The 14,080-nt window shown below is 61.8% G+C and carries 9 protein-coding genes; 3 read left to right on the forward strand and 6 right to left on the reverse strand.

What is annotated here, in order from left to right; all coding sequences use genetic code 11:
* Positions 1 to 2 precede the first annotated feature (2 nt).
* The 3 genes from ACFFFR_RS05330 to ACFFFR_RS05340 all read left to right on the forward strand — a co-directional run bounded on the left by ACFFFR_RS05330 (position 3) and on the right by ACFFFR_RS05340 (position 2,643).
* Complete coding sequence (locus tag ACFFFR_RS05330) at positions 3 to 1,100, forward strand: ABC transporter ATP-binding protein (RefSeq protein WP_377458489.1); 1,098 nt, start codon at positions 3 to 5, stop codon at positions 1,098 to 1,100.
* Between the two features lie 116 nt (positions 1,101 to 1,216).
* Positions 1,217 to 1,858 carry a DUF4956 domain-containing protein gene (locus ACFFFR_RS05335; RefSeq protein WP_377458490.1) on the forward strand — a complete coding sequence of 214 codons (642 nt, stop codon included), beginning with the start codon at positions 1,217 to 1,219 and terminating at the stop codon, positions 1,856 to 1,858.
* Complete coding sequence (locus tag ACFFFR_RS05340) at positions 1,855 to 2,643, forward strand: VTC domain-containing protein (RefSeq protein ID WP_377458491.1); 789 nt, start codon at positions 1,855 to 1,857, stop codon at positions 2,641 to 2,643. The genes ACFFFR_RS05335 and ACFFFR_RS05340 overlap by 4 nt, the downstream gene beginning before the upstream one ends.
* Here ACFFFR_RS05340 and ACFFFR_RS05345 read toward each other — a convergent pair.
* The 6 genes from ACFFFR_RS05345 to rpoB all read right to left on the reverse strand — a co-directional run bounded on the left by ACFFFR_RS05345 (position 2,622) and on the right by rpoB (position 13,729).
* The gene (locus ACFFFR_RS05345; protein WP_377458493.1) at positions 2,622 to 3,290 is read right to left on the reverse strand and encodes a response regulator transcription factor; all 669 of its coding nucleotides are present in this window, start codon (positions 3,288 to 3,290) and stop codon (positions 2,622 to 2,624) included. The two genes, ACFFFR_RS05340 and ACFFFR_RS05345, sit on opposite strands and share 22 nt — an antisense overlap.
* On the reverse strand, positions 3,287 to 4,774 hold the full coding sequence (locus ACFFFR_RS05350; protein WP_377458494.1) for a sensor histidine kinase: 1,488 nt from the start codon (positions 4,772 to 4,774) through the stop codon (positions 3,287 to 3,289). Before ACFFFR_RS05350 ends, ACFFFR_RS05345 begins: the two co-directional genes overlap by 4 nt.
* Positions 4,764 to 5,144, reverse strand: a complete 381-nt coding sequence (locus tag ACFFFR_RS05355; RefSeq protein WP_377458496.1) for a hypothetical protein — start codon at positions 5,142 to 5,144, stop codon at positions 4,764 to 4,766. Before ACFFFR_RS05355 ends, ACFFFR_RS05350 begins: the two co-directional genes overlap by 11 nt.
* 57 nt (positions 5,145 to 5,201) lie before the next feature.
* Positions 5,202 to 6,107 (reverse strand): DUF1963 domain-containing protein, encoded by a 906-nt coding sequence (locus ACFFFR_RS05360; protein ID WP_377458498.1) that lies wholly within the window; start codon positions 6,105 to 6,107, stop codon positions 5,202 to 5,204.
* Positions 6,108 to 6,275: 168 nt separating this feature from the next.
* Positions 6,276 to 10,163: a DNA-directed RNA polymerase subunit beta' gene (locus ACFFFR_RS05365; RefSeq protein ID WP_377458500.1), complete on the reverse strand. Its 3,888-nt coding sequence runs from the start codon at positions 10,161 to 10,163 to the stop codon at positions 6,276 to 6,278.
* 56 nt (positions 10,164 to 10,219) lie between these two features.
* Positions 10,220 to 13,729: a DNA-directed RNA polymerase subunit beta gene (gene rpoB / locus ACFFFR_RS05370; RefSeq protein WP_377458502.1), complete on the reverse strand. Its 3,510-nt coding sequence runs from the start codon at positions 13,727 to 13,729 to the stop codon at positions 10,220 to 10,222.
* Between the last annotated feature and the right edge of the window lie 351 nt (positions 13,730 to 14,080).

A 14,080-nucleotide genomic window follows, 5' to 3' on the forward strand; every position in this document is an offset into this window, starting at 1 on the left:
ACATGGAGCCTGCAGCCCTGACGATCGCGAATCTGGAGGCCGGCTACACCAGCAACCAACGCGACCGCGCCAGCCGGGTTCTCAAAGGCATTACCCTTGAGGTGCCCAAAGGCGAGTTGCTGGCGATTCTCGGCCCATCCGGCTGTGGTAAGTCCACCTTGCTGCGCGTGATCGCCGGGCTCCTGCCCGCCACAGCCGGCACGATCGACTTGGGGGGCCGCCGGGTGGTTGACGGAAAGAGCTCCGTTCCTCCGGAGCAGCGTCGCGTCGGTCTGGTGCCACAGGAAGCTGCACTCTTCCCGCACCTGAACGTGGCGAAAAACGTTGCCTTCGGGCTGAAGCCTCGCAAGGCCGGATCAACCGTGCGGCTGGGGATGCGTGAACGCCGTCAACGGGTGGCGGACATGTTGGAGCTGGCCGGCATTTCCAACTTGGCCGATGCCATGCCGCATGAGCTCTCCGGCGGCCAGGCCCAGCGTGTGGCGCTGGCACGGGCGCTGGCCCCGTCCCCCGACCTGGTCCTGCTCGATGAACCCTTCTCCGCCTTGGATGCTTCGTTGCGCGTCCGCTTGCGTAACGATGTGCGCCGCATCATTAAGGATGCGGGCGCCACCGGCCTGCTGGTGACGCACGACCAGGACGAGGCGCTGTCGATCGCCGACCGTGTTGCTGTGATGAATGCGGGCCACATCATCCAGTGCGGTTCACCGGATGAGGTCTACAACGGACCTGCTGATGCGTGGGTCGCGTGCTTCTTAGGCACCTGTTCCCTGCTCTCCGGTACCTCGATTGGCCAGACCGCTCAGTGCGCATTGGGCCAGATCCCCAGCGCGACCCGAGATGGTGCGGTACAAATCTTGGCGCGCCCCGAACAGCTTCGTTTGCGTATCGCCAACCAGGATCCGGAAACGGCCGCCGAGGGAGCCGAAGCCGAGGTCGTGGCAGCCGAGTATCAAGGTCACTCGACGCTGTACACCCTCACGCTGACCTCCGGAGGCGAGGAAATGGTGGCCCGCGAACAAGGCTGGGCACGGTTCAACGTGGGCGATCATGTGCTGGTGTCCCCGGCCGGGAACCTCCACGTCATCCCTGACGAATAGGCGAGAGGGCCGCAAACAAATAAAAAGATAAGCTTGCTCTCATCTTTTTCTACTTTCCGGCTTAGAAAGCATCCCTAGAGTGAACACAAGGTAAACACTAGGGAAAGGCCGTAGCCATGGATTCACTCTGGATCGCACTCACCGCAAACATCGTAGGCATGATCGTTTTGGTCTACTGCGTCTATTTCCGCCGGCACTTCCGACGGGACCTGGTGTTGGCCTACGTGGCGTTGAGTCTGGGTATTTTCGCAGTCACGATGCTCCTGTCCGATTCCGCCACGGGGATGGGTCTCGGCCTTGGTCTGTTCGGCATCCTGTCCATCATTCGCCTGCGTTCAGACACCCTGACCCAAGAGGAAGTCGCCTACTACTTTGTCTCCTTGGCCATTGGTCTGGTCAACGGCCTGCACCCAGACCCGGCTTGGCTCTCCCCTGCCGTGACCGCCGCGTTGGTGCTCATCATGTTCTTGGCAGATCACCCGGGCTTCGCCGCTCGCACCCGCCGGCAGACCGTCACCTTGGAGCGGGCCTACCCGCGGACCGATCAGCTCACCGCGGCCTTGGAAGAGCTGCTGGGCGCTAAGGTGCTGCGCACCGTGGTGATGGAGTTGGACATGGTCCGCGACCTGACCGTGGTCGATGTCCGCTACCGTGAGCTGGACACCCCCACCAGGGCAGAAGAACTTGGCTCCTACCAGCTTTCCAGCCGCAACAACGAGCGTGTAGAGCGGGCCCGGGAAGAGGTGCTGAGCCGATGAGCGAATTCGGACCGGCACGCCAAGCACTGGAGGCTGCGGCCGCCGAACGCGAGACCATCACCTTGGACGAGGTGCTGGCGCAGGCCGCATTGCAGACTAGGGTCGATCGCAAGTTTCTGCTGACGCCGGAGGAGTTCACCGCGTTCACCGCACATCTGGGTGATATTTTCCGGGTGATGCACATCGACGGTCAGCGTACCTTCCACTACGCCTCAACCTATTTCGACACCGAGGACTTTGAGCAGTACCGCGCGCACCGTCAAGGACGGCGGCGCCGCTACAAGGTCCGCTCCCGCACCTACGTGGACACCGGCTTGTCCATGTTTGAGATCAAGACCAAAGGCCTACGTGGCGCCACAGTCAAGCACCGGATCGAACAACCGCCGCAGCACGCCCACCATTTGAGCCAGCGCACCTTTTCTTTCCTGAAAGATGTCCTGCACCGCGAGTACGACCAGCGGCCCCCGGATCTGCAACCGGTGCTGGATAGCTCCTATGTGCGGGCCACCTTCGTGGATCCGGTTGACGGGGAGCGCGTCACCGCGGATGCGGAACTGTTTTATACCGACGGCCAGCGTAAGGTCTACGGACCTGAACGCATCGTGGTGGAGACCAAGACCGCGAACGGCCGTGGGGTGTGCGATCAGGCGCTGGCCGATTTGGGGATTCGTGAGGTCAGTATGAGCAAGTACTGCATCGGCGTGGCCCTGTTGAATCCGCAGTTGCCGGCCAACCGGTGGGCCCGGCTGCTGCGCTCCGAGTTTCAGGACTGCGTGAGCCGGTAACCGATCCCCCGGACCGTCTCGAAGCGTTCGCTGCCTAGTTTGTTGCGCAAATAGCCCACGTACACGTCCACGATGTTGGAACCGGGGTCAAAGTCGTAGCCCCACACCCGGGAGAGCAGTTGTTCCCGGCTGAGGGCTTGGCCGGGGTGACGCAGGAAGGCTTCGGCCAAGGTGAACTCCCGGGTCGATAGGTCGACCTCTGCCCCGTTGACGGTGACCCGGCGGCGGAGCAAGTCCATTTCCAGATCCCCGTGGGTGAGCACGGAGCTTTCTTGGGCTGCCGGTTCGGTCCGGCGCAAGCGCAGGCGGACGCGGGCCAGCAGCTCATCAAAGTGGAATGGTTTGGCCATGTAGTCGTCGGCACCGCTTTGCAGTCCGGCCACCGTGTCATCGACCGTGTTGCGGGCCGTCAAGATGATGACCGGGGTGTCCAACTGTGCCGCCCGGATTATGCTCAGCACGCTGAACCCGTCAGCGTCCGGCAGTCCCAGATCCAGGATGATCAACTCGAATGTTCCGCTCAAGGCTTGTTCCGTGCCCGCATAGGCGGTATCGGCCACCGCGGTGGTGTACCCGGCTGCTTTGAGTCCTTTGGCGATGAAAGAACTGATGCGCGGTTCATCTTCGATGATCAGGATACGGTTCACGAGGCGCTCTCTTCCGTGGTGCGAGGTTCCGGTGTCAACGGGATGTCTAAGTAAAAGGCGGAGCCCCGGCCCGGGGTTGAACTGAGGTGGATGGACCCGCCGTGGGCCTGAACAATCGCGGTGACAATGTTCAGCCCTAGGCCCGATCCTTGTGTTCTGGCGATGTTGCTGCCCCGGCCGAATCTCTCAAAGATGCGTTGCTGGTCCGCTTCGCTGATCCCAGTGCCGGCATCCCGCACCCACATCCGCAGCAGCGGTGGCGTGCCGGGGGCGCGTTTGATGGTGCTGCCCAATTCCACGGGGGTGTCCGGCGCGGAGTATTTCACGGCGTTATCGCACAGCTGCAGCATCGCCTGGGTGATGCGTGCCGGGTCCAAGCTGACGGTCGCGTCGCTGCGGTGCAGAATCTTCCAGTCTCGCGGTCCGAGGGCTTTGGCTTTCTCCAACACGTCAGCCAGCAGCACCCCGACGGGGGTGGGTTTGATGATGAGGAAGTCTTGCCGGTTGGCCTTGGCCAGGGTCACGATGTCGTTGATCAGCAGGGACATCCGTTCCAGCTCATCAAGGGCAATGTCTTTGCTCTGCTCCACGTCGGCTTGGTCGGTGCTGTCCATCAGCTCCAGGTGCCCGCGGATGATGGTGACCGGGGTGCGTAGTTCGTGACCGACGTCGTCGAGGAGCTGGCGTTGGGCGGTAAGCGCGTTTTCCAGACGGTCCAGCATTTGATTGATGGTGATGGTCAGGTCCGCGAATTCGTCCCGGCCAGTGACCTCGATCCGGGTTGAAACATCGGATTCGGAGATGTCTTGCGCGGTCTCCTGCAGGCGCCGAATGGGTTGAAGCATGCGCCCGACCAGCAGCCAGGCCACCACGCCGGCGATGATCATGATGGCCATCCCGACCCCGGCCAAAATCAGGTAGTTGGTGTTGAGTTGGCGTACCTCGGCCGAGTAGTCGTAGGCCACGATAAAGCTGGCTGGTTCCGGATCCGAGCGGAGTTGGACCGGGACGCTGGCGACCCGGTAGGTGCGCAGCTCGGTTTTGACGGTGTCGAGTTTGATTTGGTCGACCGATGTTCGGTGCGCCCAGTCCATGAATTCTGGGTCTTGGTCTAGTTGCACGTCCACCGTGACGGGGGCTTTCCACCGAACCCGGGCGTCTCCGATGCCGATCATGCCTTGGGTGGGGCCGAGCATGGTTTGCTGCATCCCGGCGTAGAGCAGGTCTTCGGCCTCGGCGAAGGGTTTCAGGGTGTTTGGGTCCACCGTTTTGGAGATGTTCCGGATCTCTTCGATGGTCCTGATGAGGGAGCCGTCGAGGCGCTCGTTGAGTTGGTGCCGCTGGAACACGTAGCTGACGGTGCCGGCGACCAGCAGGGTGATGGCGGTCAGGGCGATCATCCCGGTGAGCAGCCGGGTTCGGGTGGACCAAGACGTGACCGCCAACCGGCTTTTCGCACCGGTCATGGTGGGGCTAGTCATCATCGTCCCAGTCATCATCCCAGTCATCGTCGTCCCAGTCATCGTCATCCCACTGCTGGCCGGGGCCGGGTTGTGGTGGCAACGGGGTGACGACCTGCGGGGGTGGGGCCGGTTTCACCGATGGTGTGGGGGTGGCCTTGGGTGTGCGAGAAGGTTTGGGGGTCGTGCTGCTGGGGCTGGGTGAGGGCGCGCTCGAGCTGGGGCTGGGTGAGGGTGTTGGTGTGGGGCTGGTGCTGATGTCTTCGACCGTGATACCCGGTCCGAGGTCTTTGCTGCCCGGGGTTGAGGCGCCCCAAAGGAGGGCCAGCAGTGCGAGTGCGACGCCGATGGCGGCGACGGCCACCGCGCCGCGTATCCAGACTGACCTACCCATGGGGACTATTTTGCCTCAGATTGATAAGAGGTTTATGAGAAGCGCCGCATGGGTGTATCAGTCAGTGCGGATCATGCACCAAGCCATGGTGTAGTCGTGCTTCTGCAGATCTGATTGGCGCATCCAGACCTCCAGCGGGGACGCGTCACCGAACCAGCCGGCCAGACTTGTCCAGCTTTCAATGTCCGCGATCAATCGGTAGTCGTCCTGCTCGGCGGTGAGGGGCAAGACCTCCGGCAGTACCTCTTGGCAGGGTACTTCCTGCCCGGCTTGGCTGTGGCCGTAGAGGTGCGTCACCGGGACCGGAAAGGAGTCGGGATCACCTGTACGTTGAAGCGTCCATGAGGCTTGGTATTCCTCGATGGCGTGCTCGGCTGCATCGAATTGTGCCTCGATGTAGTCGCCGTCGAGTGAGGAGGGCGGCGAGAACGAGGCCATGGGCAAGCCGACTTGGCAGGCTGGTTCAGGTAGGTCAAGATCCGCCGGGGCGTCCCGGATTTCGAGTTCTGCTGAAGGGTGCAGCCAGCGCACCAACCAGCCTTCGGTTTGGCCGTCTTCGGCCTCGTAGCCGTAGGTCTGCAGGTCGTGGAAGATCTGCAAGTAGCCCTCGGTGGGCAGGCCCTCGCTCAGCTGCTGCCCCCATTGGCGTTTGCCTTCGGCATCGAGGGCTCCGGCTACCCCACTGAGCTCGAAGCAGGCGATATGTGCCAGCGGTTCTCCTGCGCTGTTGCGCGGCCACGACTCCCCCGCGGCCATGATGGCGGGTCCGCCGAGCCAGCAGACCGGCACCCTATTGGGCCAGTAGTCCTCCCTCAGCTCCTGCTCCCCGGCTGCAAAGCCTTGCTCGGAGAACACCACGGTGTAGGCCAGCCGTTCCTGAAGCTGCGCTGCCTGCAGGTGGGGTTGGTTCAACCAACCCCAGATCTGGCTTGGCAGGCCGTGGATGGGCGCGGGGATGCTCACGGGGATGTCCTTTCGATGCTGGTGGCTGCCTCTAGTGTGCCAGCCACGTGTGCGTTGGGGTCCGCTCTGCGGGATGATTTTTCCTCCGGACAGCCAACAGCCCGGCTCCTTCCGTATTGGGAGGGCCGGGCTGTTGGCTGTCTTGGTGTGTCGACTTAGCTTGGGGGCTTAGTTGTTAGCTCCGAAGTCGTAGTCGTCCAAGGAGATGGCGTGGAAGTCGGGGTTCATGCCGCCTTCCAGTCCTGGGTAGTCGAAGTCCGCGTAGGAGGCTGGGCCCGTGAACATTTGGGCTTTGGCTTCCTCGGAGGCGTCGACGCTGATCTGGGTGTAGCGGTCCAGGCCGGTACCGGCCGGGATCAGCTTACCGATGATCACGTTCTCCTTCAGACCCAGCAGTGGGTCGGACTTGCGTTCCATGGCCGCCTGGGTCAGGACGCGGGTGGTCTCCTGGAAGGAGGCCGCGGAGAGCCAGGAGTCGGTGGCCAAGGATGCCTTGGTGATGCCCATCAGTTCGTCACGGCCGGAGGCTGGCTGTTCGCCGGCGGCGACGGCCTTGCGGTTTTCGGCCACGAACTTGGCGCGGTCGGCCAGTTCACCCGGCAGCAGCTCGGTGTTACCCGAGTCGATGACGGTGATCCGGCGCAGCATCTGACGGACGATGACTTCCACGTGCTTGTCGTGAATACCCACACCCTGGGACTGGTACACTTCCTGCACCTCGTCGACCAGGAACTTCTGGGCGGCACGTGGGCCAAGCACACGCAGCACCTGCTTCGGATCGATCGAACCGGCGACGAGCTGCTGACCGACTTCGACGCGGTCCCCGTCCTTCACCAGCAGGCGGGCACGGCGCAGGACCGGGTAGGCCTCGTCTTCGGAACCGTCATCTGGAGTGATGACGATGCGTAGCTGACGTTCGGTGTCTTCGATGGTGACCCGGCCGGCGACCTCGGAGATCGGGGCGACACCCTTGGGGGTGCGGGCCTCGAAGAGCTCTTGGATACGTGGCAGACCCTGGGTGATGTCATCCGCGGAGGCGACACCACCGGTGTGGAAGGTACGCATGGTCAGCTGGGTACCTGGTTCACCAATGGACTGTGCGGCGATAATGCCGACGGCCTCACCGATGTCCACGAGCTTACCGGTGGCTAGGGAGCGACCGTAGCACTTGGCGCAGGTTCCGACGGCGGAGTCACAGGTGAGTACGGAACGGATCCGGACTTCGTCGACTCCGGCTTCGTACAGGCGGTTGATGAGTACGTCACCGACGTCCGCGCCGGCTTCGGCTAGGACGGTCCCGTCCTCGGCAACGACGTCGCGTGCCAGGGTGCGGGCGTAGGCGGCGTTCTCCACGTGTTCGTGCAGGCGGCGTTCTCCGTTTTCATCAACTTCGGCGATGGCCACGGACAGGCCCTTGCGGGTGCCGCAGTCTTCTTCGCGGACGATGACGTCCTGGGAGACGTCCACCAGACGACGGGTGAGGTAACCGGAGTTAGCGGTCTTCAACGCGGTATCGGCCAGACCCTTACGGGCACCGTGGGTGGCGATGAAGTACTCGAGCACGGACAGGCCCTCACGGTAGGAGGACTTGATCGGGCGCGGGATGATCTCACCCTTCGGGTTGGACACCAGACCACGGATACCGGCGATCTGCCGGACCTGCAGCCAGTTACCGCGGGCACCGGAGGAGACCATGCGGTGGATGACGTTGGTTTCGTCCATACCGGCCTGCATGGCTTCGGCGACCTCGTCGGTGGCCTTGTTCCAGATGTCGATCAGTTCCGAGCGGCGCTCGTCATCGGACATCAGACCCGTGTCGTACTGGTCCTGAATCGCGGCAGCGCGCTCTTCGTAGGACTCCATGATGGCTGGTTTGTCCATGTCCGCGGAGATGTCGGAGATCGCCACGGTCACACCGGAACGGGTGGCCCAGTAGAAGCCGGCGTCTTTGAGCGCATCCAGGGTGGCTGCGGTCTCGGTCATCGGGTACCGCTCGGCCAGGTCGTTCACCAGGGTGGACAGGCGGCCCTTGTCGGCAACCTTGGCAACCCACGGGTAGTCCGCTGGCAGGGTCTCGTTGAACAGGACCTTACCGAGGGAGGTTTCGATCAGCGCACGCTGACCTTCTTCCCAGCCCTCCGGGGCGGCCTGTTCCACCGACGGGGTGAAGTTCGGTAGCGCGATCTTCACTTTGGCGTTCAGGTCCAGCTCGCCCAGGTCGAAGGCCATGATGGCTTCGGCTGGGGAGGAGAACACACGGCCTTCGCCGGTGGCGCCGTCCCGGATGGTGGTCAGGTGGTGCAGACCGATGATCATGTCCTGCGATGGCAGGGTGACCGGGCGGCCGTCAGATGGCTTCAGGATGTTGTGCGAGGACAGCATCAGGATGCGTGCTTCGGCCTGGGCTTCTGGGCTCAGTGGCAGGTGCACGGCCATCTGGTCACCGTCAAAGTCGGCGTTGAACGCAGCACACACCAGTGGGTGCAGCTGCAGGGCCTTGCCTTCGACCAGCTGTGGTTCGAAGGCTTGGATGCCGAGGCGGTGCAGGGTTGGTGCGCGGTTGAGCAGTACCGGGTGTTCGGTAATGATCTCTTCCAGCACGTCCCAGACCTGTGGGCGGTAGCGTTCGACCATCCGCTTGGCGGACTTGATGTTCTGGGCGTGGTTGAGGTCAACCAGGCGCTTCATCACGAACGGCTTGAACAGCTCCAGGGCCATCTGCTTGGGCAGACCGCACTGGTGCAGTTTCAGCTGTGGACCGACCACGATCACGGAGCGGCCGGAGTAGTCCACGCGCTTACCGAGCAGGTTCTGGCGGAAGCGGCCCTGCTTACCCTTGAGCATGTCGGAGAGCGACTTCAGCGGACGGTTGCCCGGTCCGGTGACGGCGCGGCCGCGGCGGCCGTTGTCGAACAGTGAGTCGACAGCTTCCTGCAGCATGCGCTTTTCGTTATTGACGATGATCTCTGGGGCGCCCAGATCAAGCAGCCGCTTCAGGCGGTTGTTGCGGTTGATCACGCGGCGGTACAGGTCGTTCAGGTCGGAGGTCGCGAAGCGGCCACCGTCCAGCTGAACCATGGGGCGCAGCTCTGGTGGGATCACCGGAACGGCGTCCAGGACCATGCCCAGTGGGGAGTTGTCCGTGGAGAGGAAAGCGTTGACGACTTTCAGGCGCTTCAGGGCACGGGTCTTGCGCTGGCCACGGCCAGTGTTGATGACCTCGTGCAGGGCCTCTGCTTCGGCCTGCATGTCGAAGTTTTCAAGGCGCTTCTTGATGGCTTCGGCGCCCATGTAGCCTTCGAAGTACTGGCCGTAGTTGTTCCGCAGTTCGCGGTACAGGCCTTCGTCACCTTCTAGGTCTGCGACCTTGAGGTTCTTGAAGCGGTCCCAGACGGCTTCCTTGCGTTCGATTTCCTGATCGGCACGCTTGCGGATTTGGGCCATGAGCTTGTCGGCCTGGTCCCGGACCTTGCGCTTCTCAGCGGCCTTGGCGCCTTCTTCTTCCAGCTTGGCTAGGTCATCTTCCAGGTCCTTGGCCACGGCGGCGATGTCGGCATCCCGGGTGCTGACCAGGTGCTTCATGGTGTTGTCGTGCTCGGCCTGCAGGTTCGGCAGATCTTCGTGGCGTTTGTCTTCGTCCACGGAAGTGATCATGTAGGCGGCAAAGTAGATGACCTTTTCTAGGTCCTTTGGCGCCAGGTCCAGCAGGTAGCCGAGGCGGGATGGGACACCCTTGAAGTACCAGATGTGGGTGACCGGGGCGGCGAGCTCGATGTGGCCCATCCGTTCGCGGCGCACCTTGGCACGGGTGACTTCTACGCCACAGCGTTCACAAATGATGCCCTTGAAGCGGACACGCTTGTACTTACCGCAGTAGCATTCCCAGTCGCGGGAGGGGCCGAAGATCTTCTCGCAGAACAGCCCGTCCTTCTCTGGCTTGAGGGTACGGTAGTTGATGGTCTCTGGCTTTTTCACTTCGCCGTAGGACCAATCGCGGATTTGGTCGGCGGTGGCCAGACCAATTCGCATTTCACCAAATGAAGATTCAGTGGACATTGTCCGTTATCTCTCTTCTCTCGAAATCTGTAAGTCGTGGGGCTTGAACTGGCGGCTTAGACCTCGTCCACGGAGGATGGCTCCGCGTGCGAGATGTCGATGCCGAGTTCTTCAGCGGCCCGGAAGACTTCATCATCCGAGTCACGCATTTCGATGGTGTTGCCGTCGGAGGAAAGCACTTCCACGTTCAGGCACAGGGACTGCATTTCCTTGATCAGGACCTTGAAGGACTCTGGAACACCCGGTTCTGGGATGTTCTCGCCCTTGACGATCGCCTCGTAGACCTTCACGCGGCCGTGGACGTCATCGGACTTGATGGTCAGCAGTTCCTGCAGGGTGTAGGCGGCGCCGTAGGCTTCCAGGGCCCAGACTTCCATTTCACCGAAGCGCTGGCCACCGAATTGGGCCTTACCACCAAGTGGCTGCTGGGTGATCATAGAGTATGGACCGGTGGAGCGGGCGTGGATCTTGTCATCGACCAGGTGGTGCAGTTTCAAGATGTACATGTAGCCGACTGCGATGTCGTCCGGGAATGGTTCACCGGAGCGGCCGTCGAACAGCTGGGCCTTACCGTTTTCCTTGACGAGGTGTTCCCCGTCGCGGGTTGGGTTGGCCACGGAGAGCATGCCGCGGATCTCGTCCTCTTCGGCACCGTCGAACACCGGGGTGGCGACGTTGACCGGTCCGGTCGAGCGTGGCAGTTCTGGCAGGTTGGCCAGCCACTCGGGCTCGCCTTCGATGTTCCAGCCCTGTTTGGCGACCCAGCCCAGGTGCAGTTCCATGACTTGGCCGACGTTCATACGACCTGGCACACCCAGTGGGTTCAGGACCACGTCGACGGGGGTGCCGTCGGCGAGGAATGGCATGTCTTCGACCGGCAGGATCTTGGCGATGACGCCCTTGTTGCCGTGGCGGCCGGCGAGCTTGTCACCGTCGGTGATCTTGCGCTTCTGGGCCACGTAGACGCGGACCAGCTGGTTGACACCTGGTGGCAGGTCATCGTCGTCGTTGTCGCGGTCGAAGATACGCACGCCGATGACGGTACCGCCTTCACCGTGTGGCACCTTCAGGGAGGTGTCACGGACTTCGCGGGACTTTTCACCGAAGATGGCACGCAGTAGGCGCTCTTCTGGGGTCAGTTCGGTTTCACCCTTCGGGGTGACGCGGCCGACGAGGAGGTCCCCGGCTTCGACCTCGGCACCGATGTGGATGATGCCGCGTTCGTCCAGCTGGGACAGGGCTTCTTCGGAGACGTTCGGGATGTCCCGGGTGATCTCTTCGGCGCCGAGCTTGGTGTCACGGGCGTCAACTTCGTGCTCTTCGATGTGGATCGAGGTGAGCACGTCATCGGAGACCAGTCGCTGGGACAGGATGATGGCGTCTTCGAAGTTGTGGCCTTCCCAGGACATGAACGCGACCAGCAGGTTCTTACCGAGTGCCAGTTCACCGTTGTCGGTGGCTGGGCCGTCGGCGATGATCGACTGGTATTCGACCCGGTCACCTTCGGAGACGCGGACCTGCTGGTTGTAGGCGTTGCCCTGGTTCGAGCGGGCGAACTTCAGGATTGGGTAGTTGGTGGTGGTGCCGTCGTCGTTGAGGACCCGGACGATGTCTGCGGAGACTTCTTCCACGACACCGGCCTTGGTGGCCACCACGGAGTCGCCGGCGTCCACGGCCACGTACTTCTCCATGCCGGTACCGACCAGGGGGGATTCGGACTGCAGCAGTGGCACGGCCTGACGCTGCATGTTCGCACCCATCAGAGCACGGTTAGCATCGTCATGCTCCAGGAATGGGATCAGCGCCGTTGCCGCGGAGACCATCTGGCGTGGGGAGACGTCCATGTAGTCGATCTCGGATGGTTCAGCCAGGATCGGTTCGCCTTCACCGCCGCGCTGGCGGGCCAGCACGAAATCTTCGGCGAAGTGACCGTCTTCGGTCAGGGGCGCGTTGGCCTGGGCGATCTGGGCGTCCAGTTCGTCATCGGCGGTGAGGTACTCGACCTTGTCGGTGACCTTACCGTCCACAACCTTGCGGTATGGGGTTTCGATGAAACCGAATGGGTTGATGCGGCCGTAGGTTGCCAACGAACCGATCAGACCAATGTTCGGGCCTTCCGGGGTTTCGATCGGGCACATACGTCCGTAGTGCGATGGGTGCACGTCACGGACTTCCATGCCGGCACGGTCACGGGACAGACCACCTGGGCCCAGTGCGGACAGACGACGCTTGTGGGTCAGACCGGCAAGCGGGTTGTTCTGGTCCATGAACTGGGACAGCTGGGAGGTGCCGAAGAACTCCTTGATGGAGGCGACGACCGGGCGGATGTTGATCAGCGTCTGCGGGGTGATCGCTTCAACGTCCTGGGTGGTCATACGTTCTTTAACGACGCGCTCCATGCGGGCCAGACCGGTGCGGATCTGGTTTTCGATGAGCTCGCCCACGGCGCGGATGCGACGGTTACCGAAGTGGTCGATGTCATCCACTTCTACGCGGACGTCAACTTCCTGGCCGTTGCGGGTACCCTTGATGGTCTTTTCCCCGGCGTGCAGGGCGACCAGGAAGTGCACCATGGCGACGATGTCTTCTTCGGTGAGTACCGAAGCGTCAGCGTCGTTCATCGGCTTGTCGACACCCAGTTTGCGGTTCAGCTTGTAACGACCGACCTTCGCCAGGTCGTAGCGCTTCGGGGTGAAGTACAGCGACTGCAGCAGGTTCCAGCCAGCATCAACGGTGGCTGGTTCGGATGGGCGCAGCTTGCGGTAGATATCCAACAGCGCTTCATCCTGGGTGTGAACGGTGTCCTTCTCCAAGGTGGCGCGGATCGACTCGTAGTCACCGAACTCTTCCAGGATGCGGGACTCGGACCAGCCCAAGGCTTTCAGCAGGACGGTCACGTTCTGCTTGCGCTTGCGGTCCAGACGGACACCGACCTGATCGCGCTTGTCGATTTCCAATTCGAACCATGCACCGCGGGCCGGGATGACCTTAGCGGTGAAGATGTCCTTATCGGAGGTCTTGTCCGGGGTGCGCTCGAAGTAGGCGCCCGGGGAGCGAACCAGCTGGGAGACCACGACGCGCTCGGTACCGTTGATGATGAAGGTACCCATGTCGGTCATGAGTGGGAAGTCACCCATGAACACGGTCTGCTGCTTAATTTCGCCGGTGTTGTTGTTCATGAACTCGGCTTTGACGTACAGCGGTGCCGAGTAGGTGGCGTCGCGTTCCTTGCACTCTTCCTTGCTCATCTTTGGATCAGCAAATTCAGGCTCGGCAAAGCTCAGGGACATGGTCTCCTGGAAATCCTCAATCGGAGAGATTTCTTCGAAGATGTCGGCAAGGCCGGAGGTTGTTGGAACGGAGTGATCCTCTTCAGCCAGAGCCTTCTCGACGCGCTCCTGCCAGCGCTCGTTGCCAATCAGGCGGTCAAAGCTCTCGGTCTGAAGTGCCAGCAAATCAGGCACATCAAGAGGTTCTTGAATCTTTGCAAATGAAACTCGGCCGGCGCTTTCGGCGCTGCGGGCTGAGCTAGCGGTTGAATTGTTAGAGGTGCTCGAGGCGACCAAGATGGATCCTTCCACAGACCTTCAGGTTTCCTAGTGCATCCCAAATCCGTATAAATAACTTAGCCCACCGCTATATGAAGGCTTAAGGAACAGAAGGGTTGCGCAAAGATCTATCGTATCTTCAACGTCAACCCAGCTTCAAGTACGGAACCTGTGAACTTACCCACAGTGTAAGTCGCGGCCCGGAAGGTGTGTAGTTATCTCTAACGTGCAAAAGAATAGCACCTTTGAAGCCACAGGCAAGGAACCGGCGTACCTTACATATATTGATCGCGTAGCCCAAGTCGTGCCTCACATACTTTGATCGCATGCCTCTACGCTGACGAGTATGAACAAGGACGTGGTGTCAGT

It is taken from the genome of Micrococcoides hystricis, assembly GCF_042434215.1.
Taxonomy (GTDB): Bacteria; Actinomycetota; Actinomycetes; order Actinomycetales; family Micrococcaceae; genus Micrococcoides; species Micrococcoides hystricis.